This is a genomic window from Rhizobium sp. 57MFTsu3.2, assembly GCF_012932765.1.
Classification (GTDB): Bacteria; Pseudomonadota; Alphaproteobacteria; order Rhizobiales; family Rhizobiaceae; genus Rhizobium; species Rhizobium altiplani.
The window spans coordinates 65540-90868 of sequence record NZ_JDWI01000004.1; the positions used below are offsets into that span (position 1 = coordinate 65540).

At 58.3% G+C, this 25329-nt stretch carries 29 protein-coding genes and 2 pseudogenes; 20 read left to right on the forward strand and 11 right to left on the reverse strand.

Features of this window, described 5'->3' with window-relative positions; genetic code table 11:
* Positions 1-336 precede the first annotated feature (336 nt).
* From AF71_RS06165 to AF71_RS06180, 4 genes are all read left to right on the forward strand, one after another.
* A complete protein-coding gene (locus AF71_RS06165) occupies positions 337-2814 on the forward strand; it encodes a heavy metal translocating P-type ATPase (RefSeq protein WP_169680370.1) in 2478 nt (825 codons plus the stop codon).
* 55 nt (positions 2815-2869) lie between these two features.
* Positions 2870-3364, forward strand: a complete 495-nt coding sequence (gene cueR, locus AF71_RS06170) for a Cu(I)-responsive transcriptional regulator (protein ID WP_169680371.1) — start codon at positions 2870-2872, stop codon at positions 3362-3364.
* Positions 3365-3501: 137 nt separating this feature from the next.
* Positions 3502-3630: a YHYH domain-containing protein gene (locus AF71_RS32215; protein ID WP_169680372.1), complete on the forward strand. Its 129-nt coding sequence runs from the start codon at positions 3502-3504 to the stop codon at positions 3628-3630.
* A complete protein-coding gene (locus tag AF71_RS06180) occupies positions 3621-3899 on the forward strand; it encodes a DUF5334 family protein (RefSeq protein ID WP_246733591.1) in 279 nt (92 codons plus the stop codon). Before AF71_RS32215 ends, AF71_RS06180 begins: the two co-directional genes overlap by 10 nt.
* 136 nt (positions 3900-4035) lie before the next feature.
* Here the strand turns inward: AF71_RS06180 and AF71_RS06185 are convergent, their stop codons facing one another.
* Positions 4036-4566, reverse strand: a complete 531-nt coding sequence (locus AF71_RS06185) for a cytochrome c (RefSeq protein WP_169680373.1) — start codon at positions 4564-4566, stop codon at positions 4036-4038.
* Between the two features lie 24 nt (positions 4567-4590).
* On the opposite strand from AF71_RS06185, the gene AF71_RS06190 reads away from it, so the two are divergent.
* The 4 genes from AF71_RS06190 (at position 4591) to AF71_RS06205 (ending at position 7969) form a co-directional block, all read left to right on the forward strand.
* Positions 4591-5043, forward strand: a complete 453-nt coding sequence (locus tag AF71_RS06190; protein ID WP_169680375.1) for a hypothetical protein — start codon at positions 4591-4593, stop codon at positions 5041-5043.
* 93 nt (positions 5044-5136) lie between these two features.
* Positions 5137-7281: a copper-translocating P-type ATPase gene (locus AF71_RS06195; RefSeq protein WP_169680636.1), complete on the forward strand. Its 2145-nt coding sequence runs from the start codon at positions 5137-5139 to the stop codon at positions 7279-7281.
* Positions 7278-7466, forward strand: a complete 189-nt coding sequence (locus AF71_RS06200; protein ID WP_169680377.1) for a DUF2933 domain-containing protein — start codon at positions 7278-7280, stop codon at positions 7464-7466. The genes AF71_RS06195 and AF71_RS06200 overlap by 4 nt, the downstream gene beginning before the upstream one ends.
* Positions 7466-7969, forward strand: coding sequence for an SRPBCC family protein (locus AF71_RS06205; RefSeq protein ID WP_169680378.1), 504 nt, complete (start codon positions 7466-7468; stop codon positions 7967-7969). Before AF71_RS06200 ends, AF71_RS06205 begins: the two co-directional genes overlap by 1 nt.
* Positions 7970-8003: 34 nt before the next feature.
* Here the strand turns inward: AF71_RS06205 and AF71_RS06210 are convergent, their stop codons facing one another.
* From AF71_RS06210 to AF71_RS06220, 3 genes are read right to left on the reverse strand one after another with little or no spacing between them, the layout of a single operon-like run.
* Entirely contained in the window at positions 8004-8336 is a 333-nt protein-coding gene (locus AF71_RS06210) for a four-helix bundle copper-binding protein (RefSeq protein WP_169680379.1), read from the reverse strand.
* A gap of 9 nt (positions 8337-8345) precedes the next feature.
* Positions 8346-8807: a DUF305 domain-containing protein gene (locus AF71_RS06215; RefSeq protein WP_246733592.1), complete on the reverse strand. Its 462-nt coding sequence runs from the start codon at positions 8805-8807 to the stop codon at positions 8346-8348.
* A 33-nt stretch (positions 8808-8840) separates the two neighbouring features.
* Positions 8841-9182 (reverse strand): hypothetical protein, encoded by a 342-nt coding sequence (locus AF71_RS06220; protein ID WP_169680380.1) that lies wholly within the window; start codon positions 9180-9182, stop codon positions 8841-8843.
* Between the two features lie 150 nt (positions 9183-9332).
* Between AF71_RS06220 and AF71_RS06225 the strand changes: the two genes are divergently transcribed.
* From AF71_RS06225 to AF71_RS06255, 7 genes are all read left to right on the forward strand, one after another.
* Positions 9333-9842 (forward strand): cytochrome b/b6 domain-containing protein, encoded by a 510-nt coding sequence (locus AF71_RS06225; protein ID WP_169680382.1) that lies wholly within the window; start codon positions 9333-9335, stop codon positions 9840-9842.
* A gap of 302 nt (positions 9843-10144) precedes the next feature.
* Positions 10145-10576, forward strand: a complete 432-nt coding sequence (locus AF71_RS06230) for a hypothetical protein (RefSeq protein ID WP_210258162.1) — start codon at positions 10145-10147, stop codon at positions 10574-10576.
* 90 nt (positions 10577-10666) lie between these two features.
* On the forward strand, positions 10667-10891 hold the full coding sequence (locus AF71_RS31515) for a hypothetical protein (protein WP_169680384.1): 225 nt from the start codon (positions 10667-10669) through the stop codon (positions 10889-10891).
* A complete protein-coding gene (locus tag AF71_RS06240) occupies positions 10888-12354 on the forward strand; it encodes a TolC family protein (protein ID WP_169680385.1) in 1467 nt (488 codons plus the stop codon). Before AF71_RS31515 ends, AF71_RS06240 begins: the two co-directional genes overlap by 4 nt.
* A 14-nt stretch (positions 12355-12368) precedes the next feature.
* Complete coding sequence (locus tag AF71_RS06245) at positions 12369-13718, forward strand: copper oxidase (RefSeq protein WP_169680386.1); 1350 nt, start codon at positions 12369-12371, stop codon at positions 13716-13718.
* Positions 13719-13747: 29 nt separating this feature from the next.
* Positions 13748-14227: a plastocyanin/azurin family copper-binding protein gene (locus tag AF71_RS06250; RefSeq protein ID WP_169680387.1), complete on the forward strand. Its 480-nt coding sequence runs from the start codon at positions 13748-13750 to the stop codon at positions 14225-14227.
* Between the two features lie 19 nt (positions 14228-14246).
* A complete protein-coding gene (locus AF71_RS06255) occupies positions 14247-14531 on the forward strand; it encodes a copper-binding protein (protein ID WP_169680388.1) in 285 nt (94 codons plus the stop codon).
* A 79-nt stretch (positions 14532-14610) separates the two neighbouring features.
* On the opposite strand, the gene AF71_RS06260 is transcribed toward AF71_RS06255, so the two are convergent.
* From AF71_RS06260 to AF71_RS31520, 3 genes and pseudogenes are all read right to left on the reverse strand, one after another.
* Positions 14611-15129 carry a GNAT family N-acetyltransferase gene (locus AF71_RS06260; protein WP_169680389.1) on the reverse strand — a complete coding sequence of 173 codons (519 nt, stop codon included), beginning with the start codon at positions 15127-15129 and terminating at the stop codon, positions 14611-14613.
* Positions 15130-15189: 60 nt separating this feature from the next.
* Positions 15190-15552, reverse strand: coding sequence for a hypothetical protein (locus AF71_RS06265; protein WP_169680391.1), 363 nt, complete (start codon positions 15550-15552; stop codon positions 15190-15192).
* Positions 15553-15620: 68 nt separating this feature from the next.
* Positions 15621-15806, reverse strand: a pseudogene (locus tag AF71_RS31520) (chromate transporter); the annotation flags it as partial.
* A 77-nt stretch (positions 15807-15883) separates the two neighbouring features.
* On the opposite strand from AF71_RS31520, the pseudogene AF71_RS06270 reads away from it, so the two are divergent.
* A pseudogene (locus AF71_RS06270) lies at positions 15884-16141 on the forward strand (transposase); the annotation flags it as partial.
* A gap of 75 nt (positions 16142-16216) precedes the next feature.
* On the opposite strand, the gene AF71_RS06275 reads toward AF71_RS06270, so the two are convergent.
* The 4 genes from AF71_RS06275 to dgoD all read right to left on the reverse strand — a co-directional run bounded on the left by AF71_RS06275 (position 16217) and on the right by dgoD (position 20078).
* Positions 16217-16978, reverse strand: coding sequence for a FadR/GntR family transcriptional regulator (locus tag AF71_RS06275; protein ID WP_169680392.1), 762 nt, complete (start codon positions 16976-16978; stop codon positions 16217-16219).
* 110 nt (positions 16979-17088) lie between these two features.
* Positions 17089-17868 carry an SDR family oxidoreductase gene (locus tag AF71_RS06280; protein WP_169680640.1) on the reverse strand — a complete coding sequence of 260 codons (780 nt, stop codon included), beginning with the start codon at positions 17866-17868 and terminating at the stop codon, positions 17089-17091.
* Positions 17869-17962: 94 nt separating this feature from the next.
* On the reverse strand, positions 17963-18853 hold the full coding sequence (locus AF71_RS06285) for an aldose 1-epimerase (protein WP_169680393.1): 891 nt from the start codon (positions 18851-18853) through the stop codon (positions 17963-17965).
* Positions 18854-18929: 76 nt separating this feature from the next.
* Positions 18930-20078 carry a galactonate dehydratase gene (gene dgoD, locus AF71_RS06290; RefSeq protein WP_169680394.1) on the reverse strand — a complete coding sequence of 383 codons (1149 nt, stop codon included), beginning with the start codon at positions 20076-20078 and terminating at the stop codon, positions 18930-18932.
* A gap of 188 nt (positions 20079-20266) precedes the next feature.
* Here dgoD and AF71_RS06295 point away from each other — a divergent pair, with 188 nt between their 5' ends.
* The 4 genes from AF71_RS06295 (at position 20267) to AF71_RS06310 (ending at position 25327) form a co-directional block, all read left to right on the forward strand.
* Entirely contained in the window at positions 20267-21250 is a 984-nt protein-coding gene (locus tag AF71_RS06295) for an arabinose ABC transporter substrate-binding protein (RefSeq protein WP_025660836.1), read from the forward strand.
* Between the two features lie 65 nt (positions 21251-21315).
* Positions 21316-22842: an L-arabinose ABC transporter ATP-binding protein AraG gene (araG, locus tag AF71_RS06300; RefSeq protein ID WP_169680395.1), complete on the forward strand. Its 1527-nt coding sequence runs from the start codon at positions 21316-21318 to the stop codon at positions 22840-22842.
* A gap of 2 nt (positions 22843-22844) precedes the next feature.
* Positions 22845-23795, forward strand: coding sequence for an L-arabinose ABC transporter permease AraH (gene araH, locus AF71_RS06305; protein WP_018856148.1), 951 nt, complete (start codon positions 22845-22847; stop codon positions 23793-23795).
* Positions 23796-24622: 827 nt separating this feature from the next.
* Positions 24623-25327 carry an LssY C-terminal domain-containing protein gene (locus AF71_RS06310; protein WP_348644116.1) on the forward strand — a complete coding sequence of 235 codons (705 nt, stop codon included), beginning with the start codon at positions 24623-24625 and terminating at the stop codon, positions 25325-25327.
* The last annotated feature ends 2 nt before the right edge of the window (positions 25328-25329 follow it).

Consider the following 25329-nt stretch of genomic DNA (forward strand, 5'->3'; position numbering starts at 1 on the left):
CGATTCAGAATGCCGGTGGGCATTGTCCGTTATTGCAGCAGAGTGATCCTGCACCACAATGTGATAGGAAGCTGAGCTGTCAGCACAGTGAGCAGCGTGGGTGGCCGCAAATTGCGCGAACACCAAGCCAATGGCCACAATGACCATCGTGGCAAGACGCATCAATTTTCGATCCAAGTTCCCTGCCATGCCATCCAGCATATTATGGATTGATTGCGACAGTAAACACGATGGCGTGACGCGGCGTTGATCCACATCAAACAGATGAAAGAAGCCCCTTGACCTTCCCATCATGGGAAGGATTACCTATCTGTGCAGTGAAATGAGGAATCCCCCATGACTGCGCTGACCCAATTCGAAAAAAGCCAAGCCCTTCCGATACCGACAGAGTTCGAAATCGAGGGTATGTCGTGCGCATCTTGCGTCGTGCGCGTGGAGAAAGCGATCAAGGCGCTCCCCGGCGTGGACAATGCCTCGGTTAATCTCGCCACTGAACGCGCTAGTGTGACCTTCAACGACGTTGTTGATTCAGGCTCCGTCTTACGCGCCATCGAGGACGCGGGCTATCAGGCCAAGGTCGACACACAGGAGTTCGGTGTTGAGGGAATGACGTGCGCCTCCTGCGTTGCCCGCGTCGAGAAAGCGCTCAAAGCTGTTCCCGGCGTCATCGACGCCTCTGTGAACTTGGCCACCGAGCGGGCGACTGTCCGTGTGGCAGCGGGTGCTGTCCAGACGCCAGCGCTTGAAGCTGCAGTAAGGAATGCCGGATACGATGTCCGCCGCCTGCACACGGCGCAGACTTCTGGAAAAAAAGACCACCGAATTGCCGAAATCTCCAAGCTCAAGGTCCTGCTAGCGGTCTCGGCAACGCTCACTTTGCCACTCTTCCTGCTGGAAATGGGGTCTCACTTCATCCCGGGCGTCCATGAACTGATCATGGACACCATCGGGATGGAGAACAATCTCTACCTACAATTCATACTGGCAACCATCGTCCTGTTCGGACCCGGCCTGCGCTTTTTCCAGAAGGGCGTACCGAACCTGATCCGCTGGACACCTGACATGAATTCGCTGGTCGTGCTCGGAACCACGGCGGCCTGGCTCTACTCCGTCGTGGCCACGTTCGCACCGGGCGTGCTGCCGTCCGGCACTGCCAACCTCTATTACGAGGCAGCCGCTATTATCGTGACGCTAATCCTGCTGGGGCGCTTCCTGGAAGCCCGCGCCAAGGGACAGACGAGCCAAGCAATCAAGCGGCTGATCGGCCTGCAGGCGAAGACCGCGTTCGTATCGCGTAACGACGAATTCATCGAAACGCAGATCGAAGACGTTATCGTCGGCGACCTCCTTCGTATCCGCCCGGGCGAAAAGGTACCGGTCGATGGCATCGTCGTCACCGGAAGCTCGTTTGTGGATCAATCGATGATCACGGGTGAACCGATCCCCGTTGAAAAAGCAGCCGAAAGCCAAGTCGTCGGGGGGACGATCAACACGAACGGCACTTTCATCTTCAAGGCAACCAAGGTCGGCAGCGACACGCTGCTGGCGCAGATCATCAAGATGGTCGAAGCCGCACAAGGGTCGAAGCTGCCAATCCAGGCCCTGGTCGACAAGGTCACCGGCTGGTTCGTCCCGGCGGTGATCCTCACTGCGGCGATTACCTTCGTCGGCTGGTACCTGCTGGGCCCCTCTCCTGCATTGAGCTTCGCGCTCGTCAACGCGGTCGCCGTGCTCATTATTGCCTGCCCATGCGCCATGGGTCTGGCCACGCCGACCTCGATCATGGTCGGAACAGGCCGTGCGGCTGAACTCGGCATCCTGTTTCGAAAGGGTGAAGCTTTGCAGAGCCTTCGCGAAGCCGATGTCGTCGCTCTCGACAAGACCGGCACCCTGACGAAGGGCCGCCCTGAACTGACCGATATTGAGGTCCGGGACGGATATGCCGAAGTCGAGGTCCTGCAACTGGTCGCCAGCGTCGAGACCCTGTCAGAGCATCCGATTGCCAAGGCATTGGCCGCAGCGGCTTGGGAACGGGGCATTCATGTTCTTCCCGTCACCGACTTTCAGGCGAACCCCGGCTTCGGCATTGAAGGCTCGGTCAACGGCCGAAAAGTTCTGGTCGGTGCTGACCGCGCCCTGGAGAAAGCGGGTATCGACATCGGCCAATTCCGTGAGAAGGCCGCCGCTCTTGGCGATCAGGGGAAGTCACCGCTCTATGCGGCCATTGACGGCAATCTCGCAGCGATCATCGCGGTCTCTGATCCTGTAAAGGAAACGACCCCGGCAGCTGTTGCCGCGCTTCACGCGCTCGGCCTGGAAGTGGCGATGATCACCGGCGACAACAAACGAACCGCCGACGCAATCGCCCGCCAATTGGGCATCGACGAGGTCGTGGCCGAAGTCCTTCCGGACGGTAAGGTTGAGGCGGTCAAGCGCCTGCGAGCTGGCGGCCGTAAGGTGGCCTTCATCGGCGACGGCATCAATGACGCCCCAGCTTTGACCGAAGCGGATGTCGGCCTTGCTGTCGGCACCGGCACCGACATTGCTATCGAAAGTGCAGACGTCGCGCTGATGTCTGGCGACCTGAACGGAGTGCCGAAGGCTATCGCCCTCAGCAAGGCGACGATCCGGAATATCAAGCAGAACCTGTTTTGGGCCTTTGCTTACAACGTGAGCTTGATCCCGGTAGCGGCAGGCGTGCTTTACCCGGTAAACGGCACGCTGATGTCGCCGATATTCGCAGCAGCCGCCATGGCGATGTCCAGCGTCTTCGTCCTCGGAAACGCGCTACGCCTCCGTTCTGCAAACCCATAACCCAGGCGAAGCGAGCTGGCCGAAGAAGGGCCGCCCGCATTCAAGGAGATCGAACATGAATATTGGACAGGCCGCAAAGGCGAGCGGCGTTTCGGCGAAAATGATCCGCTACTACGAACAGATCAAGCTGATCACGCCTGCTCATAGAACGGAATCGAGCTACCGAACCTACGCCGACAACGACATCCATACGCTGCGCTTCATCCGCCGCGCACGCGATCTCGGGTTTTCCGTCGAGCAGATGAAGACACTGCTCGCTCTTTGGCGGGACCGCTCTCGCGCAAGCGCAGACGTCAAGACCATCGCCATGGAGCATATTGCAGAACTGGAGCGGAAGGCCGCCGCCATCCATGCGATGACGGAGACCCTGAAGCATCTCGCCAACCACTGCCACGGCGACGGACGGCCAGACTGCCCGATCATCGAGGAATTCGCCAACGCAAGCGATGAAGAGGATGTTCCGGCCATGAATGCCCCATTCGGGGTAAACGGCCTCAGAACCGAACAGCCGACAGCGCGGTCCAAGCAGAGACGACAACTAAAAGGTTAGTAAAACCTCAAATATGCACTCGACTGATAAGTGCAGCATTGATTAGATGATCAAAGGGTGGGGAAACATTAAATTCAGCAACTCCGCAAGTATTGCGGCGAGATCATCTCATACCACCTGTTGCCGAGGGACTACTTATGAAGCTTACTATTGCGGCACTTTTTGTCACGTTCGCCTGCTTTACAAACTCGTGGGCACATGGTGGTGGAACCGATAGCAATGGCTGTCATACGGACCACAAGACTGGAGGCTATCATTGCCATTAAGAAAATCCGCCAGCCTGATCGGCATCCTGCTCGCCCTACCTGTGAGCGCTCTTGCGTGGGACGGCGTAGATACTGAAACGGGAAGCGCGGTGGAGATCGGCAAGGGCAACCTCGTGCGAACTGGTCGAACCATTGAGATTTATGACCAGGAGGCGGGCGAGTATCGCGACGTGGACGTGGAGAGTATCCAACGCAACGGTAGTTCCGTCGAGATTGAGGTCTACGACACCGAAAGTGGAGAATATCGGACTCTGGAAATGGACGACTAGGTCCTTCTCATTTCCGATCAACGGGATGCGGCGAAAGCGCCGCGTCCCCTGCGTCTTGGCGCTGCGACGCTGCCTGGAGCAGAGACGAAATCTCCAAAAAAGCAACACTTCCCGGGGATACGGGCATCGAGGGAAGTCATTCCATTCGGAACCTGACGTGACAGGTCGTGCACGTCTGTAGCATCAGGTGGAAGGCGTGTTCGGCCGGAATGGACGAAAGCTCGGCCTCGCTCTGGACATGGGTGCCAAGCGGCCCGCCGCCCATCGGCTCGCCGGGCTTCATTCGCATGCTGTCGGTCATGACCGCTGTGTTCTTCTCGGCGGCGACAGCCAGCGCCGCCGCATAGGACTTGAGGTCATTTGCCAGGCGGTCGAAACGGTCACGTTCCTCGATGATATTTGGCTTTGCCTTTGAAGCCGGAGATGCAGCTTCCGACGCGAAATGGTCAATCAGTGTCTGACCCGCCTTGTCCCGAATAAGCACGGCTACCCATTTGAACTCGGGCGAAGAATAGGTTGACGGCACCTTGAACATACCCGCGATGGACTTGGTGGCAGCGGCGATTGCCTTCATATCCGCCTGCCGGACGGTCACGATGTCATCCGCACAAACCGCAGCAGACGCGACAGCCACAAAAATCAATGAACCGAGAATACCGGACCTCATGGCATCCCTTCGCTAGCAGGATTGATGAACGAACCCGGCAAGGCCCGGCATCGACTTGAATTTGATCAAGATCAATGTCTTACTTTGCGTCTCAGCTATCTACAGACATTGGCAAGATTCAGCCCAGTTGGAGTTAGCGACGAGGTTCAAGGACGGAAAGTCATGGTCGCGGTTTTCATCGCAGTCCTGCTCTTCCTTTCCCCTGTGATGCCAGGCTTCACAGCCGACCTCTCCGTTGTTCCCCACACGCACGTTTCGGCCAACCAGATTGGTCACGAGGATTGCGACGATTCAAAACCGCATAGTGTCCCTGGCCAATGCTGCGCCCTGCAGTGTCTGGTATTCGTCGCAGAAGCTGTTGCGATAGAAGTCCGTCACGTTCCGAGTTTCATTGAGGTCGCCTACCGCGAACCCGTCGACCACCTGACCGGCGTCATGTTCCCACCATCGCTGGGACCACCCCGTACCGCTGCTTGATCTATGGAGCGTGGCCATGTTCGGCCGCGCGAGCTGGCAACGGAAAACACGGAGTGTCTCGTGACAACGGTCCATCATCACGACCATGAACATATGGCGGCACCGCCGCCTACGATAACCGGCGAGCCGGTGATCTATACCTGTCCCATGCATCCCCAGATACGACAACCCGGCCCAGGGAACTGTCCGATCTGCGGCATGACCCTTGAACCCGAAGTCGTGACAGCAGAGACCGGGCCCAGCGCCGAGCTGACCGATATGCAACGGCGGTTCTGGATCGGCCTGGTGCTTTCTCTGCCAGTCCTGGCGCTGGAGATGGGCGGCCACCTCACGAATTTGCACACGCTTCTCGGCGCTCAGACGTCGAACTGGGTACAGATGGTTCTGGCCACCCCTGTCGTGCTTTGGGCTGGCTGGCCGTTCTTTCAACGGGGATGGCAGTCCCTGGTCAGCCGTCACCTCAACATGTTTACCCTAATCGCGATGGGAACCGGGGTCGCCTGGATTTACAGTGCGGTCGCGACCTTGTTCCCGGAAATCTTCCCCGAAACAGTACGCTCGAACGACGGTGCGGTGGCGGTCTACTTTGAAGCCGCCGCAGTCATCACGGTCCTCGTATTGTTGGGCCAGGTCCTTGAGCTTCGGGCCCGCGAGCAGACGGGCGGAGCGATCCGGGCCCTGCTCGATCTTGCTCCGAAGATGGCGCGACGCGTGAAATCGGATGGTTCCGACGAAGATGTCGGCCTCGATGTCATCGTGGTCGGGGACCGGCTTCGGGTTCGGCCCGGCGAGAAAGTACCGGTCGATGGCATCCTCCTCGAAGGCAGAAGCTCGGTCGACGAGTCCATGATCACGGGCGAGTCCATGCCTGTCACAAAGGAAGTCGGCTCGAAGCTGATCGGCGGCACCATGAACCAGACCGGCGGTTTCGTCATGGAGGCCGGAAAGGTCGGCCGTGACACGATGCTGTCCCAGATCGTGCGGATGGTCGCCGAGGCGCAGCGCTCTCGTGCGCCGATCCAGCGCCTGGCCGACCAGGTGTCGGGCTGGTTCGTGCCGGTTGTTATCGTCATTGCGGTCATCGCCTTTGTCGCATGGCTGCTGATCGGGCCAGAGCCACGGTTTGCCCATGGGTTGGTCGCTGCCGTCGCTGTCCTGATCATCGCATGCCCCTGCGCCCTGGGTCTGGCGACCCCGATGTCGATCATGGTGGGCGTTGGTCGCGGCGCAAGGCTTGGGGTCTTGATCAAGAACGCCGAGGCACTGGAACGGATCGAGAAGATTAACACGCTCGTGGTCGACAAGACCGGAACTCTCACCGAGGGCCGTCCAAAAGTGACAGCCATCATTCCTCGCGACAGCATGGCGGCTGATGACGTCCTGCAGTTGGCCGCCAGCCTGGAGCGGTCGAGCGAGCATCCGCTTGCCCATGCCATAGTCGTTGCCGCCCAAGAGCGGAATCTCCCACTCCACGACGCACAAGACTTCGATAGTCCGGTCGGCAAAGGCGTGACGGGCACTGTTGCCGGGAAGAAGCTCATCCTTGGAAGCCACAGGATCATGGCCGACGCTAACGTCGACGTCCTGCCGATGACCGCTCAAGCCGAGGAACTCCGAGACGAAGGCGCAACCGTCATCTTCCTGGCAATCGATGGCTCGCTGGCCGGTCTCTTTGCCATCGCCGACCCGATCAAGACCACGACACCGCAGGCCGTTAAGGTGCTAATGGAAGAAGGCGTCGAAGTTGTCATGCTGACCGGCGACAACAAGACGACGGCGGCAGCAGTTGCTCGCAAGCTCGGCATCACCTCGGTGGAGGCGGAAGTCCTCCCGGAAGACAAGAGCAAGATCGTCTCGCGATTGAGGAGCGAGGGCCGCATCGTTGCCATGGCCGGGGACGGCGTCAATGATGCACCTGCACTCGCGGCCGCCGACGTCGGAATTGCCATGGGGACCGGAACGGACGTCGCCATCGAAAGTGCGGGCGTTACCCTGCTCAAGGGCGATCTACAAGGCATTGTCAGGGCAAGACAGCTCAGCCGGGCGACGATGCGCAACATCCGGCAGAACCTGTTCTTCGCCTTCATTTACAACGCTGCTGGCGTACCAATAGCGGCGGGCGTTCTCTACCCCGTCTTCGGAATCCTCCTCTCCCCCATCATTGCTGCCGCCGCCATGGCCCTGTCGTCCGTGAGCGTCGTCGGCAATTCCCTCAGACTTAGGAGTATCGGACTATGAATTCGCGCACCTGGATTTTGATGGCGGCATCACTTGGTATCATCGTCGTGTTCTTCATGCTCCGGGAGCATTGGGCGCACGCTCTTGGCATCGCCCCATACCTCCTTCTTTTGGCATGTCCGCTGATGCACCTATTCCATGGCCACGGTGGTCACGGAGGTCATGACCACAAGGATGGCGCGTAATGACGTACGAGGACGCTGCGACAAGCACCATCGACCTGCTGGCTCCGCCGCAGCAGGTCTTCGCGCTCCTTGATGATCCAACCGTTGTCGGAGCCCACATGCAGAAGCCCTCGCTGATGATGCTGGGGAGTACACTGGAATACGACGTCGACGCCGGGAACGGGCAAGTGGTCGGCTCCATCGTCAAGATGCGCGGCAAGGTTCTCGGCATGAGCCTTTTCGTGGAAGAGATCGTAACTGAGCGGCAACCGCCTTGGCGGAAATCTTGGCAAACGCTAGGCCAGCCGAAGCTGCTGGTCATCGACTCGTACCATATGGACTTTGTCATCAGGCCGATCTCGGAAGGCTGCCGGGTGATCGTGAAAATCCAATACTCGTACTCCCGCAGCCCGGTGGGCAGTTGGCTGGGAGGCGTTCCCGCAAAGGCATATGCGCGGTGGTGCGTATCAAAAATGACCTCAGAGGCGGGTAATCACTTCCCCCAGCCTCCGAAAAGAACCTGAATGGAAGGCCGGTCACCCGGCCCTCCTGACGGCCTCAGGCGGCCATCTTCTCACAGCTTTCCGCGCAGCTGCGGCAGGCATCAACGCAGCTTTCCATGTCGCCTATACGCTCACAGTCGGCGGCGCATTCCCGGCAGATTTCGGCGCACTCGCGGCATGTGTGTTTGTGATGCGGTGTGCCGAGCAACATGAAGTGTGCCGACGTACGGCACATTTCCGCGCATGCCATCATAAGACGGAAATGGTCGGGCTTCGTGTGTTCGCCACCCATTTCCAAACAGTGGGTCATCGCCATCGAAAGGCACTCCTTGTAGCAAGCCAGGCAGGTTTCGATGCAACGTTTCATCTCTTCCGATTGGTGGTGCACGACCGGCTCCTACTTGGCTTCCTTCTCGACCCACTTGGTCATGTAGGCGATTTCCTTCTTTTGCGCCGCGATGACCTTCTTCGCCATGTCCTTCGCCGCCTTGTTATCGCCGTACTTCAGTTCGGCCTCGGACATAGCGATTGCGCCCATGTGGTGGGCGATCATCCCGCAGACGAAAGCCACATCCGGGTCTTTCTGCATCATCCCCTGCATCATGTCGTCGTGCATCGACTTCATGCCTTCCATCGTGGCCTTCTGGTAGTCGCCCATCTGATCCATGGGCATGTCCATCTTCATGTCACCACCGGAAGACATGTCCATCTTCATCCCGCCGCCGGACGACGTGCCCATTTTGGCGATGTCCATCCCCTTGCATTTTTCAGGGTAAGACATTTCTTGGGAAGCAACAGGAAGCGCTGCCAGCGACAGGCAAGACGCGGCAAAAGCCGTAACAAGGTATTTCGTTTTCATCGGGACTCTCCATCGATTGGGTTGATCGAAACGTCAAACCGGCAAGGCTTTCGGCGGCGGATCGATTGGCCTGATCAACAAGAGCGGGCTTGCTGCCCTATGTCCCGCAAAAAGGATGTCGTCTAACTGCAACGACGTATCGTCTGGAAGGACGCTCGGCATAAGCGGACAGCAATGCATGTCGGTGCAGCATGCGCCTACATGTGTTGTGTCCGGATCCGGCTTTTCATCATGTGAGCCTGAGTAGGCATGCACGCACTGCCCGCCCAGCAAGCCAGCGTTCACCGACGGAGCCATCGCCATCGCCGCGATCACCATCAAGCTCAACGCCAGGGCCATTATGACATGGGCGATTTTGCTACTAATACGGCTCACTGTGAATTTCCCTTTCGCATCCAAATCGCGAAAGCAGAATTTTGTTCCTGATGGCGATATGGGCTGGGAAGCTTGGCAACCAAGGAGTGCGGGCGTCGATACCCAATTTTTACAGAGTCGCGGCATCCTCCTCGGCAATTGGAGGATCGAATGCGCAACGGCTACAGGGGTTATCAGATCGCCTTGCACTGGGTGATCGCTGGACTACTGCCGGTCCAGTACCTGACGGGAGGTAGTATTGAGCGCACCCATCATGCAGTGCATATGGGCGTGCAGCCGTCGGCCGCCGACGTGCTGCAGCACTTGGTCCACAACTATGCAGGGATTGCCATCGGCGGGCTGATGGTCCTGCGGCTTCTCCTGAGGATCATGCGGCCGCCATCACCATCGATACCGCAGACGGGTGCGGACCTGCTCGCAAAGGCTCTCCACTTTGCCTTCTATGCCGCGATAATCGGTCAAGCCGCACTTGGTTTCGTCGCCAGCTATCTGACCTTCTCCGTCGCACCGCTTCACGTCATCGGATCGAAGGTGATCCTGATTATGGTCGCGATCCACTTCACCGCTGCTGCCTGGCATACGTTGATCAAGCGGGACGCTTCAATCGACCGGATGATCCTTCCCCGCAAGGACGAGCCTGCTACCTGGACCGTCAAGTGATCGGCTCTTCGGGTTAGGACCTAAGTCCCATTGCCCGCGCTGCCTTCGAGCCTAGTGTTCTCCTGTCCTTCTTCTCCTGGGAGGATATGGGAGGCCACAACGGAGGGGTGGTTTGCAAAAAGCCGGTGGCCTCCCTCAAACCCATTGCTGTCCAATCGCGGGCGGCTCTGCAAAATAGATGTTGACCTTCCAACGATGGCAAGCCGTAGACGGCTATCCGAACTGCCTCACAATCGTCGCGAATCTTTGAAAGCTTCGGCGGCGCAATTAAAGTGGGGCTGCTTTGGCGGTAGCTCTTGGGAATGGGCAAAATGTATCGGATCGCACTGAGCAAACTGCTCATATTCGTGCGGCTGGTGATCATCGCATCGCTGGCAGGATACACATTGTCCAACGCGAACGCCGCAATGCATGGGTCGGCTTTCCCCGAATTACCGCCCCCCAGTGCCGCTAGCGCGCACGACCATCACGCCGCAACTGACCACGATCATGGTGTGACCAGCGACGATGAGGCGGTCCAAGATGTCGCCCACCAACACGAGCACGGATCACCCACGGGCGATGACGACCAGTTCTCCAAACAGCAGTGCTGCAAGGATTTCTGCGGCGGCTTTGGCATTGTTTGTGAAGCTCACGACGTTGGCGGACCCGTCGTGTCTTCGATCCGGCAGTTCGTCAACGATCAAAGTCTGGTTGGCGAGCTGCCGCCCCTGCATCGACCGCCTAATATCTGAATAGCAATTTGCCCGTCCTGACGGGTCCGGAAGGCATGCCGTGGCGACAGCCGCGCCTGCCGGTAGATTACTGCTATTCGGATTTTTGAAATGAAATCTTCCATATTTGTGGTGGGGCTGCCCCTCTTGGTGGGCGGCTGCGCATCCACGCCTCCCGATGTTATTGCGTCGGCGGACGTCCAGCAGACGTACTCAGTGCGTCCTATTCGGTACCGTTCGCCCATCTCTGGCTTCGTTGCCCGCCAGCCTGTCGATCCCAAGCCATGGCGGCAACAAAACGAGCAGCTGTCTCCGAAGAATGGAGACCAATCATGATCGCGATCAAGAGAGCGATGGCCCTGACGGCTATTCCGCTGGTTCTGGCCGGTTGCGTCAGCAGTGCCGAATACGCCGGAAAGGAAGCGGGCTTTTCCACGGTCTCCGCCAAGGTCGGTGGTGTCACGTCCAAGCAGACTGTCTGGGTGCAAAACCAACAGCAGGCACAGGCAACGTCCTCTCGGGTGAAGGCGATCCTTGGCAGGAACAAGGTGCTGGACGCCGACACGGCCGTCCAAGTCGCGCTCATCAACAACAAGGGCCTGCAGGCAGCCTACGCCGACCTCGGCGACAGCGCGGCAGATGCCTGGCAGGCCACAATCCTGCTGAACCCGACGGTTTCTATTGGCTTCTCGGGGATCGGTGCGCCGGAACTTGAGGCATTTCGCACAATCGAGGGGGCGATCACCACAAACCTTCTCGCCCTGATGACCAAGAAGCGGGACATCGAGATCGCCGATACCCGTTTCCGGCAGGCTCAGTTGAACGCTGCCGTTAGGACCCTTCAGCTCGCGGCGGAAACCCGTCGTGCCTGGATCAATGCCGTGGCCGCATGGGAAACCGTCGGTCAGCTACAACGAGCACAAGCAGCCGCCGACGCAGCGTCAGAACTCGCCGAAAAGCTGGGCGAAACAGGCGCAATGACCAAGGGAGGCCAGGCCCGCGAGCATGTCTTCGTCGCCGAACTGGCTGGCGAAACCGCGAAGGCTCGGCTGACGGCCCGTCTTGCCAAGGAGGAACTCACGAGACTGATGGGCCTGTGGGGCACAGACGTCGACTACCAGGTTCCGAACAGTCTCCCGGCGCTGCCACGGTCGCTTGCCAAGAGCGACGCAATCGAAGCCGAAGCCCTCAGAAACCGTATTGATCTTCAGGTCGCCCGCCTGGAGCTGGAGGCCACCGCACGATCCTATGGCCTGACCGAGGCTACGCGCTACGTCACGGACCTGGAAATCCTGGCGGGCTCCGAGGCTGAACGCGAAGTCGAGGAGGACGGCAAGAAGAAGTGGGAAACCACCGCCGCTGGCGAGTTGGAGTTCGCGATCCCCATCTTCGACACCGGCAAGGCCCGGATGCGCAAGGCCGAGCTTGGCTACATGCGAGCCGCGAACCAATTGGCGGAGAAAGCCGTCAATGTGCGTTCGGAGGCGAGATCGGCCTACGAGGCCTACCGCTCCAACTACGACATCGCCCGGCACTACCGCAACAACGTCGTGCCGCTGCGTACCAAGGTCGAGGAAGAGTCGCTGCTGACCTACAACGGAATGATCACCAATACCTTCGAATTGCTCACCGACACTCGGGACAAGATCAATTCCATCCTGCTTTCCGTCAACGCCAAGCGAGACTTTTGGCTATCCGACGCGAACCTCGCCCCCGCTGTTTACGGCGGCGGCTCGTCTGCTGCGACAGCCGAGACGGAGGTTGCATCGGCATCTGAAAGCGGCGGCGGCGTTCATTGAGAAAGGACAATCAGATGTTCAACAGACGACAGCTTTTTGGCGCTGGCGCAGCCCTGATGGCAGCCGGAGCCTGGACAAAGACCTCCGCGATGGGCCTGCCGGACGCTCCGGCAATGGCGTCGGCCGACATGCAGCCTCCACTGCATCCGACTTCCGGACCGGACTACCAACCGGTCGTAACCCTCAACGGTTGGACGCTTCCCCATCGGATGAACAACGGCGTCAAGGAGTTTCATCTCGTTGCCGAGCCCGTGGAGCGAGAAATGGCGGACGGTATGACCGCCTATCTCTGGGGGTACAATGGGCAATCTCCGGGACCGACTATCGAGGCCGTCGAGGGCGACCGTGTCCGCATCTTTGTCACCAACAAGCTGCCGGAACACACGACGATCCACTGGCATGGCATGATCCTGCCGTCGGGCATGGACGGCGTGGGTGGCCTCACACAGCCTCACATTCCTGTCGGCAAGACGTTTGTCTACGAGTTCGATCTCGTGAAGTCCGGCACCTTTATGTACCATCCGCATTCGGACGAAATGGTCCAGATGGCGATGGGCATGATGGGTTTCTTCGTCATCCATCCCAAGGACCCGAAGCTCATGCGCGTCGACCGGGATTTCGTGTTCCTGCTCAACGCCTATGACATCGATCCTGGCACATATGTCCCCAAGGTCATGGAAATGAGCGACTTCAACATGTGGTGCTGGAACAGTCGTATTTTCCCGGACATCAGCCCGCTTGTCGTTTCCAAGAATGACCGCGTGCGTGTCCGCGTCGGCAACCTCACGATGACCAACCATCCGATCCACATGCACGGCTATGACTTTGAGGTCACCTGCACCGATGGAGGCTGGGTGCGGCCGGAAGCGCGGTGGCCGGAGGTGAGCATCGACATCCCCGTCGGGGCGATGCGGGCCTACGAGTTCGACGCCAAGTACCTCGGGGACTGGGCAATCCATTGCCACAAGTCGCATCACACCATGAATGCGATGGGCCACGACATCCCGACCTTCATTGGTGCCGACAAGTCGAAGGTCGCGGAAAAAATCCGCAAGCTGCAGCCCGATTACATGCCGATGGGAACCAAAGGCATGGCCGATATGGGCGAAATGGAAATGCCCATTCCCGAGAACACCATCCCCATGATGACCGGATGGGGTCCTCACGGCCCCATCGAGATGGGCGGCATGTTCTCGGTCGTGAAAGTCCGTGAAGGCATCTCGGCCGACGATTACTCCGATCCGGGTTGGTACGAGAACCCGCCCGGGACCCAGGCCTGGGAGTGGACTGGCGAACTGCCGGACGCTCCCAAGGCCAAAGACGCAAACACCACCATCACGCCGAAGCCGATGAAACACGGCTGACACACATCCTCAGCAACAAAGGACCTGACATGAAAATTTGCGCACTTGCACTGGCTATCGCCGCCCTCACCACGCCCGCCTGGGCCTCCGGCAACCACGCTGGCGGACATGGGGAAAAAATGGCGGTCGGCGAACCTGGCGATAAGGCGAAGGTGACCCAGACCATCCGCGTCACCATGAAAGAGACCGAAGACGGCAAGATGCTGTTCCAGCCTGCTGTCATCAAGGTTCGCAAGGACCAAACGGTGAAAATCTCCATCAAGAACGCGGGTGAAACCAACCACGAGTTCGTGCTCGACCAAGAGGATAAAATCCTGGAGCACAAGAAGGTGATGGAGAAGTTCCCTGAGATGGAGCACGCGGACCCGAACTCAATTCGCCTGGCAGCGGGTGAGTCCGGCGAGATCATCTGGAAGTTCACGACTGGCGGCGACTTCAAGTTCGCCTGCCTCATCCCCGGCCACTACGAGGCCGGAATGCATGGCGACGTTTCAGTCGCAGCTAAGTAATCAACGAAGGAGAAGCTCCATGAAAACTGTGATAAATCTCGTCGCCGCGTTGGCCATTTCGCTTGCCGGAGCAGGCGCTGCCCTTGCTCAGGAGTTCACCAAAGGCGTCGTCAACAAGGTCGATGCCAAGGGACAGAAGGTCACCATCAAGCATGATGACCTGAAGAACCTCGACATGCCAGCCATGACCATGGTGTTTCGGGTCAAGGAGGCCGCCATTCTTGAAAAACTGAAGGCTGGCCAAAACATCGAGTTCGTTGCCGAACGCGTCGATGGCAAATTGACCGTGACGCAGGTCAAGTAAGCTGGTCAAGCCCGGCTTCGCGCTGGGGAGCCGGGCTTCTCCGCCGTTTCAATGTGAAGTTCACCACAGGTCAGGAAAGCTAACCGGCGAGTTTGGCTTCCATGAAGACGAGATGGTTGCGCAGTTCAGGAGGTGCCTTGTAGTAGGGTGCTATCTCCTTGAACCCGAGAGAGCGGTAGAGGCTCAGCGCCTCGTTGTGGTTACGGCCGGTATCTAGCCGCATGGCAGTATAACCCCGCTCGGCAGCCACGCGCACGATACCCGCTGCGAGACGGCGACCCAGCCCCAAGCCTCGGCCCTCGGGGCTGATGAACATGCGCTTCATCTCGCACGTGTGCTCATCGATCCGTTGCATCATCACACAGCCGACCACTTTCCCGTTCAGGCGGGCAACAAGTATCTCGCCTTCTGGAGCCGAATGTATTCTAGGTAGGCTTTCCAAGAGCGCGGCCCATTGTTCTGGCGTGTAGTACCGGTCGACAAACCAAGCGTTTTCGCCGTAACGCGAGCGGCACCAATCGAGGAAGCCGTTGCACAATGCCCTGATAGCAGGAAAGTCGTGAGGTCCGGCCGATCCAATCTCCGAATTCGGTTCCATATCTGCGCTCCGATCATGACGGGATGAGTTGGGGTCTGGATGCTCTAGTGCCTCACGTTGCTACGATACCGGCGCGGCGCACAGTGTCTCGACGAGGTCTTCCTTCCAGTCCCGACCCGCGTTGGTCGGAAGCGGCGTATACTTCTTACCACCAACATACACTGTGCCCGGCAAGCATCTTACTCGGGCGTCATGACTACCATAATCAGTAAAGACCGTTCTGCCATTGCTCCTCTGCTCCAGCAGTCCAATGCTCACATCGTAGTCATAGCCTTCCACTACCGAGGCGGTAATAGAACGAACCGTCAGGGAGATTGAGACGTCGTCCGACAACATGGAAGTGTGGAATGGTGGAAGCTCAGCGCCAAAGCTGGTCGTGGCAAAGATCAAAAAGCACGCCAATGTGATCGACAGTCCCCACATTTGGCCCTCCCAAGCCTGAGTGAGATGTCGGCATTCTACACGAATCCGTGGACTTTGCTGGTCTGCAGTTACTGCAGACCGCTAAATAGTCGAAGAGAAATTCCACCGGCTGCCATCAAAGCAACGACGGTCCATGGCGGGAATTTCCAGACGATTAGAAGCAAGAAGCCTGTCAGCGCCAGCGCAAAATCGGGCGCGGACAAAACGGCACTTGTCCAAATCGGACTCTAAAGTGCAGCCGCCAAAATACTGATCCGAACCCTTCAAACTGGACCAGTTTTGATTAGAGTTTTTCGGCGCATTTTCCTGGCTGGGAAAGGAACGGAAGACGATGAAGGCATCGCAGTTTTCGGACGCTCAGAAGGCGTTCATCCTGAAGCAGGGTGATGAGGGTGTTCCAGTTGCTGAGATCTGCCGCAAGGCAGGAATCAGCCAGGCGACCTATTTCAACTGGAAGAAAAAATACGCCGGCCTGTTGCCGCCGGAGATGAAGAAGCTGAAGCAGCTCGAGGACGAGAATGCGCGGCTGAAGAAGATCGTCGCGGATCTGACGCTGGACCGGGAGAAGCGGCAGGACGTCATTCGCCGAAATGTATGGTTACCCTGTCATTGCAAGGATTTTAGGTTCCGACGATAGCAGTCTGCGTAAATGTATGTCAGATCGCTAGTCCTCGCCCTTTGAATCCTTGGCCTTGCGTCCTGCAAGATCGATATCGTGGGCTGCCTGTTCTATGAGCTTGCTCGCAGCCGATCCGGCACCATCGACATCGCGCATGCGCAACGCTTCCACCACGGCGTGATGACACCGAACGGCATCGTCACGATTGAAGACGGTCTTGTTGGAGGTCTCGAACGAGTACGTGAGGGCTGCATCGATCAGGCTGCTGATCTGCCTCAGAACGGGATTGTGGCTGGCTCGATACAGAATACGGTGAAACTCGACATCGGCAGCTGAGAACTTCTCGACGTCCTCGCTGGCTTCTTTCATGAGTTGCCAAGCGCCATCCAAGTCAGCGATCTCGCGGAGGGTCGCACGCTCGGCGGCCAGACTGGCGGCGAGCGGCTCAAGCACACGTCGGGTTTCCAGGACTGCGCCAAGGAGGTTGGCATCGAAGAGCCCTGGTCCGTGCCAGCTGATAACCTGAGGATCAAGCAGGCTCCAATTGTCCGGGTCAGAAACGACCGTACCCACCCGGGGCCGCGTCACCACCAGACCCTTAGCGGCGAGAACCTTGATCGCCTCTCTTATGACCGTGCGACTGACTCCGAACGCCGTCCCCAATTCGTTTTCAGTGGGAAGTGCAGTGCCGGGAGCGTATTTTCCCGACAGAACTTCCTCAGCTAGCGCTCTTGTCACATCGGGCATCACCCGGGGGCGCTGGCCTCCAGAAGCGCTCGGTTCTCCGATGTTTTGCGCCGAGCGCATCACGATTCTCCTCACTCTTTGACGCCACTTTTCTATCAGATCGCGGAGTCGGGAAACAAGCTAGTTAGGCCAGCGATATAAATTCATCGGACAAGCCTGACTGCGGGGACTCATGCCGGATGCTGTTGGACACTCAAGCCCCCATCTACGGTCAGGCAGGTAGCGTTCATGAACGGGCACTCGTCGGAGATCATAAAAACCGCCGCCATTGCAATCTCTTCAGGAGATGCAATTCTTCCGCCGGGATGAAGCTTCATCGTCGCGGCCTTCGCCGCCTCCGGATCGGGAAAGCTATTCCAGTAGTCGATAACCTTCTGCGTGGCGACATAGCCAGGAGCCAGCGCATTCACGCGAACGTTCTTCGCCGCATATTCCAGTCCCAGCGACTTCGTCATGCCGAGAAGCGCGTGCTTGGCCAGGGGGTATGGAAACGTATGTGGAATGATCGTGAAGGCATGGGTGGACGCGATGTTGAGGATCACCCCACCCCCCTGCTCGATCAGCCCGGGTAAAACCGCCTTCGAGCAGTTCCACGCCCCTTTCAGGTTGATGTCGAAGCAACGGTTCCATTCGTCGTCTGTCGTTTCTAGCGGCTCCGAGAAAACATTGACCCCGGCATTGTTCACCAATGCGTTTATCTGGCCAAAATCGTCGGAGGCTTGGCTGGCAGCCTGTCTGATCGCCGCGCCATCCGTGATGTCCACCGCGTGTGCTATCACTCGATAGCCCTCTTCTCGCAGCTTCAATGCCTCGGCGTTCAGGAGAGCCTCGTCACGGTCGATGAGAAGTAGGCTTGCGTCTTCTCGGACAAATCCTTTGGCAATGGCAAGGCCAATGCCCTGTGCCGCGCCCGTTATCATGATGCGCTTGCCTGACAGCCGCTTCGACATAAGTGTTTTACTCCTCCGACTTTCTTGTGATGCCGCCATCCGGTTCACACCTGATGTGCGGCAACCGTTGTATGCCTGTATCGTATGCCATCCGTCAGTTTGTCTCGACCCGCAAACGGAAACCTCCCATAAGCGACTCGCCCGGTGCGAGAACCGTAAGCCCACCAAGGCCCGGTAAATTGTGACCGTTCGCCAGGTGAGACATGGGCTCGAAGCAGAAATTATCCCGCTTGAACCTGGGATCGAAGGTCGTGTCCGACAGGAAAAGGATAGCGTGCCGAAGTATCGGATCAGCCTCCATGCTGAGAGAGATGCCATGCTCGGGCCACGAGATTCTCGCGTGGCCATTCCAGTTCTCAAATCCGTTGTTGACCCATCGATGAGGCAGACCGATGGCTCGGCTGAAGTCCAGATCCCCTGGTATGCTCGTCCGCTCCCCCGGCAGCCATCCCTCGACCTCCGTCCAGAATGCCTCGGCGCGGGCCTCAAGTGTGGTCTGGGGCGTCAGCGGAAAATATGGATGCCAGCCAAGACCGAATGGCAATCTTTGACGACCGCGATTTTCGACCGTCATCGCGATTGTCAGGCTGTCGTCGTCGATCGTAAAGCACTGGCTCACCAGATACTCATAGGGCGTGCGCCCGCCCCTGTGCTCGAAGCTCATCTCGATCGACCTGTCGGTCTGACCTCCGAGGTGCCAGTCAGCTAGCCAACCGTCTCCGTGGAGGTAGTGAGCGTCCCATTCGGTATTCGGTCGAAGGGTAAACACAGCTCCGTCGAAGACAAACCTGTTGCCCCTAATGCGATTACCGAAGGGGACAAGCGGAAAGCAGGACGCTTCGGGTGCGCCTGCATCGACTTTGGGTGCAGGTCTGAGCAGCGGCACTCTCCGGCCGCCGCTCTGCTTCCACAGGCCAAGGATCGATCCCCCATGGGTGCTTACCCGAAGCGAAAGTGATCCTGAGCCGATATCCACAAGTGTCACAGCTTAGCCCTCTGGACCCTGATCCATAACGGTCGATCGAGAAGTATCCTCAGCTGGGCTTGAGAGATTCGCGCTATCACCACTCGGCAAAGCTGCCGTCTTCGTGACGCCAGATGGGATTGCGCCAGCGATGACCTTCCTTGGCACGCTCGATCACGTACTCCTCGTTCACCTCGACACCCAAACCTGGTCCTTGCGGAATGCTGACGAAACCGTCGGCATAATGGAACACCTCCTTGTTGGAGATGTAATCCAGAATATCGTTGCCCGTATTGTAATGGATACCCAGGCTCTGCTCCTGGATGAAGGCGTTGTAGCTGACAGCATCGACCTGGAGGCACGCAGCAAGCGCGATCGGACCGAGCGGGCAATGCGGAGCGACGGCGACATCATACGCTTCTGCCATCGCGGCGATCTTTCTACACTCTGTGATACCGCCAGCGTGGCTGAGGTCCGGCTGTATGATATCGACATACCCGTCCGCCAGCACGGACTTGAAGTCCCAGCGCGAATAGAGACGTTCCCCAAGCGCGATCGGGGTCGAGCAATGGTTGGCGATTTCCTTCAGCGTCTCGCGATGCTCGGAGAGCACGGGCTCTTCAATAAACATAAGCTTGTAGGGTTCCAGTTCCTTGGCGAGAACCTTTGCCATCGGCTTGTGAACGCGACCATGGAAATCCACACCGATTCCGACGTGCGGGCCGATTGCTTCCCGGATTGTCGCGATTGTCTGGACAGCCTTGTCGATTTTCTCGTTCGTATCGACGATCTGCATCTCTTCGCAGCCATTGAGCTTGATCGCTTTGAACCCGCGAGCGACGACGTCCCTGGCATTTGCTGCAACATCTGCCGGGCGGTCCCCACCAATCCAGGAGTAGACCTTGATCCTATCGCGTACCTGGCCGCCGAGCAGCGAATGGATCGGCTGCCCCAGCGCCTTGCCCTTGATGTCCCAGAGCGCCTGATCGATTCCCGCAAGCGCCGACATGTGGATGGCTCCGCCACGATAGAAGCCGCCGCGGTACATCACCGTCCAGTGGTCCTCGATCAGGAACGGGTCCTTGCCGATAAGGTAGTCTGCCAGCTCATGCACTGCCGCCTCGACGGTCAGAGCACGCCCTTCGACGACCGGTTCACCCCAACCGACAATGCCCTCGTCGGTCTCAATCTTCAAAAACAACCAGCGCGGCGGGACCATGTATGTCGTCAGCTTTGTAATCTTCATCCGTACTCTCCTCAGCGCGTCGAAGTCAGCTCAAACGCGGTTCTATGGTCACATCGACGCGGCATTCCTCCCGCTACCAAGGCATGTAGCCAATTTTTCATACAATAGCAATTGACTGGTATGATAAATTGAAATAGTTCATCTACATGCCAGGGAGGCATAGTGTTTCCACCAGGAGGGAGAGAGAAATGCGCATTTTTCGTGCAGCAGTTTTGTTCGGGACCGTGGCTCTGATGGCCGCAAGTTCGGCTTTCGCGGCCGACGTCAAGATTGGCTTCATCGTCAAGCAGCCCGAAGAGCCGTGGTTCCAGGACGAATGGAAGTTCGCCGACGTAGCAGCCAAGGAAAAGGGCTTCACGCTCGTCAAGATCGGTGCGGAAGACGGTGAGAAGGTTCAGTCCGCCATCGACAACCTGGGAGCACAGGGTGCTCAGGGCTTCATCATCTGCACTCCTGACGTCAAGCTTGGACCAGGCATCGTAGCCAAGGCCGCGGCCAATGACCTCAAGATCATGACCGTCGACGACCGCCTGGTAAACGCCGATGGCAGCCCGCTTGAGGACGTGCCTCACATGGGTATCTCGGCGACCAAGATCGGTGAGGCCGTTGGCCAGACGATCGCCGACGAGGTCAAGAAGCGTGGCTGGGACGTGAAGGAAGTGGGCGTAATCCGCGTTTCCTACGACCAGCTTCCGACTGCCGTTGACCGTGTGAACGGTGCCCTCTCTGTGCTCAAGGCTGCCGGGTTCCCGGAAACCAACATCTTCGACGCGCCTCAGGCCAAGACCGACACGGAAGCCGCCCTCAACGCAGCAACGGTCGTGCTCAACAAGAACGCTGGTATCAAGAAGTGGGTCGCAGTCGGCCTCAATGACGAAGCCGTGCTTGGTGCTGTTCGCGCCACCGAAACGGTTGGCATCCCCGCCGACAGCATGATCGGCGTCGGCATCGGCGGTGCGGATTCGGCAATCAACGAGTTCAAGAAGCCGACGGCAACGGGTTTCTTCGGCACTGTGATCATCTCGCCGAAGCGCCATGGCTACGAAACCGCACTCAACATGTATGAGTGGGTAGCCAACGGCAAAGAACCTGAGAAGCTGATCCTGACGGCTGGCCAGCTCGCGCTGCGCGACAACTACGAGGTAGTCCGCAAGGAACTGGGTATCGAATGATCAGCTACTAAGATGAATTCAGTCCGGCGGCTTTCTGTCGCCGGACCTTCTTATGGGATGCTGTCATGCAGGACTTTCTCGAATTCAAAGCGATATCCAAGGGATATCCCGGCGTGCAGGCGCTCGCCGATGTTTCGTTCTCTGTAAAGAAGGGAGCGGTCCACGGCCTGATGGGCGAAAACGGAGCTGGCAAGTCAACGCTCATCCGCGTTCTCTCAGGTGACCAATCCGCCGATACCGGCGAAATCTCGATCGATGGCTCGACCCAGCACTATCGCTCGGTTCGTGATGCCTTCGATGCGGGCGTTATTGTCATTCACCAGGAACTGCAGCTCGTCCCCGAACTGACGGTAGCGGAAAATCTCTGGCTCGGGCGCTTTCCCGGGAAGGCCGGGGTCATCGACCGAAGCCGCCTTACGAACGTCGTTCGAGAAAAGCTCAGCGAGATCGGGATTGAGATCGAGCCTGGTGCCAAGGTGGCCTCGCTATCGATCGGCGAACGCCAGATGGTGGAAATCGCGAAAGCCGTGATGGCGGATGCTCGCGTGATCGCACTCGATGAGCCGACGTCGTCGCTGTCCTCGCGGGAGAGCGAAATTCTGTTCTCCCTGATTGAACGCCTACGCTCTCAGGGCAAGGTCATCCTTTACGTATCGCACCGCCTCGACGAGATATTCCGTCTTTGCGACAGCCTAACGGTCCTTCGTGACGGCAAGCTTGCAGCACATCACGCGGACATCACCGCTGTTACTCGCGAGCAGATTATTTCGGAAATGGTAGGGCGCGAGATATCCAACATCTGGGGATACCGGCCGCGCGAGTTCGGCGACGTCCGTCTTGAGGTCAAGGACATTGCAGGCCGCAAGCTCCGCACACCAATGAGCTTTACGGTTCGCCAAGGCGAAATTCTCGGGTTCTTCGGCCTGATCGGTGCTGGCCGCAGCGAGATGACGCGCCTCGTGTATGGCGCGGACACACGCTCGCAAGGCACGGTCAGTGTCGACGGCGTAGAGGTAGTGGCCGACAGCCCTCCGCACGCAATTCGCGGCGGAATTGTTCTGTGCCCGGAGGATCGGAAGTTCGACGGCATCGTGCAGGGCCGCAGTATCGAAGAGAACATGGCGATCTCCTCTCGCCGCCACTTCTCGCCGTTCGGGATCCTTCAGCCCAAGAAGGAAGCCGAACTCGCCGAGCAGTTCATTGCCAAGCTGCGTGTGCGCACGCCGTCCAGGAAGCAGGACATCGTCAACCTGTCCGGCGGCAATCAGCAGAAGGTGATCCTTGGCCGCTGGCTGTCCGAACAGGGCGTGAAGGTGCTGATCATTGACGAGCCCACACGCGGTATCGACGTCGGTGCGAAGTCTGAAATCTATGAAATTCTCTACGAGCTTGCTGCACAGGGCATGGCAATAGTCGTTGTCTCAAGCGAATTGCCGGAAGTGATGGGCATCACCGACCGCATCGTCGTGATGTGCCAGGGTCGCGTCGCAGCAGATATCGAGCGCGACGACTTCGACGAGCGGCGAATTCTCGCCGCCGCCCTCCCCGATGTGGCCAATGCCAGCGAACTCCCCAACCAGCAGGTCCAGTAGCGATGACGTCTCTGAAAAAACTTCTACTCGGCGAGCAAGGTCTCGTCGTTATCTTTGCCATCGCTTTCGCCATCGTGGCAGCAACGGTTCCAAACTTCCTCACCGAGCGAAACATGCTTGGGCTTCTGCAGTCGGTCGTCACGATCGGCATTGTCGCCTGCACCATGATGTTCTGCCTTGCATCCCGCGATTTCGATCTTTCGGTCGGATCGACCGTCGCGTTCTCGGGGATGATCGCGGTCATGGCCTCGAACGCCACCGGTTCGATCGTCCTTGGACTTATAGCAGCGCTCCTCTGTGGCGGTGCTGTTGGTCTCGTGAACGGTGTGGTTATCGCCCGTTTTCGGATCAACGCCCTTATCACCACGCTGGCGACGATGCAGATCGTTCGCGGTTTGGCGCTGATCGCATCAGATGGCCGCGCAGTCGGTATCAACGATCCCGGCTTCTACCAGTTGGCACTCTCGAAGTTCTTGGGCATCCCAACTCCGATCTGGGTCATGGCGATCTTCTTCGTGATCTTTGGCTTCGTACTGAACCGGACGGTCTTCGGGAAGAACACGCTGGCTATCGGCGGCAACCCGGAAGCGTCGCGTCTCGCGGGTGTCAATGTCTCCAGAATGCGCATCTGGATCTTTGCGCTGCAGGGACTCGTTTGCGCCGTGGCGGGTGTCCTGCTTGCGTCGCGCATCACATCGGGTCAGCCGAATGCTGCAACCGGGCTGGAACTATCGGTCATTTCGGCCTGTGTTCTGGGTGGCGTGTCGCTCGCGGGTGGTCGTGCAGCTATGACCGGAGTGATCGTCGGTGTCCTGATTATGGGCATTGCAGAGAACGTGATGAACCTCCTCAATATCCAGGCTTTTTATCAGTATGTCGTGCGTGGATTGATCCTTCTGCTCGCCGTTCTGTTGGACAACCTGAGATCTGCTGCGGCTGGGAGGCGCGGCTGATGTGAGGCGACGCATTACGGCAATCTCAGACCGATTCCAGCGTAAGCCAACCACGGCACCGCGTCCGAAAGCCTTTTGTGGTGAACAAGGTTGTTAAAAGCGCGCGTTGGGAACGGGCTTGTCGAAATCGCCGCCACCTCATATCCGATGGGCCTTCCTCTCCTGATAATCGATTATATTGATTATCGGATGCCAAGTACAACAGCCCATCCCGGAACTGAGGGCCAAGGTAGCAGCTCCTGAGGTTGCTCACTCTCGCAGTTTGACGGATCATACATTTAATGGGAACGGCGTGCGCGGATCTCATCATGGCCTGGCTGCAACAGCAGCCCTCTCGGGAGAGGCCGGATAGATTTACGCAACGGGAATCGTCATTTTGCGATGTCGCAGCCCCTCGCACGGACGAGGCGGACCATACATTTTTTCGACAAGCTCGAGGAGTGCGCTGCATCCAACATCTGTTCGGCGATCCGCTTCTTCAGCCTCGCACTCTCGTCCTCATTCGCTTCGCCTCGGACACCTCCATGCCGCCCGCTCGATATTACCCACAATGAGCGACGGCGATGCTATCATTTGCATACTCTCGGGTGCTAAAATCCCCGCGACGAACAGCGAGGGCGACTGCCAGCCCATCAGACGCCAGACGAGGAGCCCGTGTCTTGAGATTGCTGACGCGCCTTTTCCGGAGGTTTCTGGTTTTCTGTCTGGGTGTACTCAGCGTTTGGCTGATCGTCTTCGTTGTTTTCGATACTGCGGACCACAGGTTTCCATGGCTCGTTGCGGTGTGCCTCACATATGGCCTGGCTGCTTACGTCATTCTTCCGAACGTGGTCCGATTGTCACTGAAGGTTCTTCATCGGGGGCTGATCCCCAGATACACGATCACGGCGGATGGCCTGCCCGGCGATCCTATAAATTTCGCCCTCATCGGCAATCTTCAACAACTACGCGAGGCCTTTGCAACGGCGGGCTGGACTACGGCCGACCATTTGGGGATCGCAAGCACGTTGCGAATGATACGCGCTTTCCTGATGAACTCTGCCTATCCCACCGCACCTTTCAGCACCTTCTATCTCTTTGGAAGACGGCAGGACATAGGATTCCAGGAGCCCATCGACGATAGCCCCCGCAAGCGTCATCACATCCGTTTCTGGGCCCTTAGTCTTGCCCATTCCGAGGACGACATGAGCACGGCGAGCTTCTGGTTGAATACCGACAGGCCATCGCCCGACGAGCGCGTCCTGTGGGTGGGGGCGGGCACCAAAGATACCGGGATTTCTCTGACTTGGCTGACATTCCAAGTCACACATAAGACCGATGCCGATACGAACGCCGAGCGCGACTACATAGTCAATGAACTGAGGGCAAAGCAAGTAATCGGGGAGGTCGCGCGGCACCAATCCGGCTCTCGTTTGAACACCGGAAAGGTCAACCATTACATTACCGATGGTGAGATCGCGTTTGCCAGCTTGACTGTCAGTGTCACGGGCGCCGGTCACGCCGATGCCGTTGTCGGGCCGGATACACCCTGATC

Coding starts and splice junctions, on each gene's coding strand:
- araH (WP_018856148.1), top strand. CDS start 22,845: ATGACGTCTCTGAAAAAACTTCTACTCGGCGAGCAAGGTCTCGTCGTT.
- AF71_RS06185 (WP_169680373.1), bottom strand. CDS start 4,566: ATGAGGTCCGGTATTCTCGGTTCATTGATTTTTGTGGCTGTCGCGTCT.
- AF71_RS06195 (WP_169680636.1), top strand. CDS start 5,137: ATGGCGGCACCGCCGCCTACGATAACCGGCGAGCCGGTGATCTATACC.
- AF71_RS31515 (WP_169680384.1), top strand. CDS start 10,667: ATGAAATCTTCCATATTTGTGGTGGGGCTGCCCCTCTTGGTGGGCGGC.
- AF71_RS06295 (WP_025660836.1), top strand. CDS start 20,267: ATGCGCATTTTTCGTGCAGCAGTTTTGTTCGGGACCGTGGCTCTGATG.
- AF71_RS06230 (WP_210258162.1), top strand. CDS start 10,145: ATGGGCAAAATGTATCGGATCGCACTGAGCAAACTGCTCATATTCGTG.
- cueR (WP_169680371.1), top strand. CDS start 2,870: ATGAATATTGGACAGGCCGCAAAGGCGAGCGGCGTTTCGGCGAAAATG.
- AF71_RS06205 (WP_169680378.1), top strand. CDS start 7,466: ATGACGTACGAGGACGCTGCGACAAGCACCATCGACCTGCTGGCTCCG.
- dgoD (WP_169680394.1), bottom strand. CDS start 20,078: ATGAAGATTACAAAGCTGACGACATACATGGTCCCGCCGCGCTGGTTG.
- AF71_RS06190 (WP_169680375.1), top strand. CDS start 4,591: ATGAACGAACCCGGCAAGGCCCGGCATCGACTTGAATTTGATCAAGAT.
- AF71_RS06165 (WP_169680370.1), top strand. CDS start 337: ATGACTGCGCTGACCCAATTCGAAAAAAGCCAAGCCCTTCCGATACCG.
- AF71_RS06225 (WP_169680382.1), top strand. CDS start 9,333: ATGCGCAACGGCTACAGGGGTTATCAGATCGCCTTGCACTGGGTGATC.
- AF71_RS06200 (WP_169680377.1), top strand. CDS start 7,278: ATGAATTCGCGCACCTGGATTTTGATGGCGGCATCACTTGGTATCATC.
- AF71_RS06215 (WP_246733592.1), bottom strand. CDS start 8,807: ATGAAAACGAAATACCTTGTTACGGCTTTTGCCGCGTCTTGCCTGTCG.
- AF71_RS06275 (WP_169680392.1), bottom strand. CDS start 16,978: ATGCGCTCGGCGCAAAACATCGGAGAACCGAGCGCTTCTGGAGGCCAG.
- AF71_RS06265 (WP_169680391.1), bottom strand. CDS start 15,552: ATGTGGGGACTGTCGATCACATTGGCGTGCTTTTTGATCTTTGCCACG.
- AF71_RS32215 (WP_169680372.1), top strand. CDS start 3,502: ATGAAGCTTACTATTGCGGCACTTTTTGTCACGTTCGCCTGCTTTACA.
- AF71_RS06280 (WP_169680640.1), bottom strand. CDS start 17,868: ATGTCGAAGCGGCTGTCAGGCAAGCGCATCATGATAACGGGCGCGGCA.
- AF71_RS06250 (WP_169680387.1), top strand. CDS start 13,748: ATGAAAATTTGCGCACTTGCACTGGCTATCGCCGCCCTCACCACGCCC.
- AF71_RS06255 (WP_169680388.1), top strand. CDS start 14,247: ATGAAAACTGTGATAAATCTCGTCGCCGCGTTGGCCATTTCGCTTGCC.
- araG (WP_169680395.1), top strand. CDS start 21,316: ATGCAGGACTTTCTCGAATTCAAAGCGATATCCAAGGGATATCCCGGC.
- AF71_RS06260 (WP_169680389.1), bottom strand. CDS start 15,129: ATGGAACCGAATTCGGAGATTGGATCGGCCGGACCTCACGACTTTCCT.
- AF71_RS06245 (WP_169680386.1), top strand. CDS start 12,369: ATGTTCAACAGACGACAGCTTTTTGGCGCTGGCGCAGCCCTGATGGCA.
- AF71_RS06240 (WP_169680385.1), top strand. CDS start 10,888: ATGATCGCGATCAAGAGAGCGATGGCCCTGACGGCTATTCCGCTGGTT.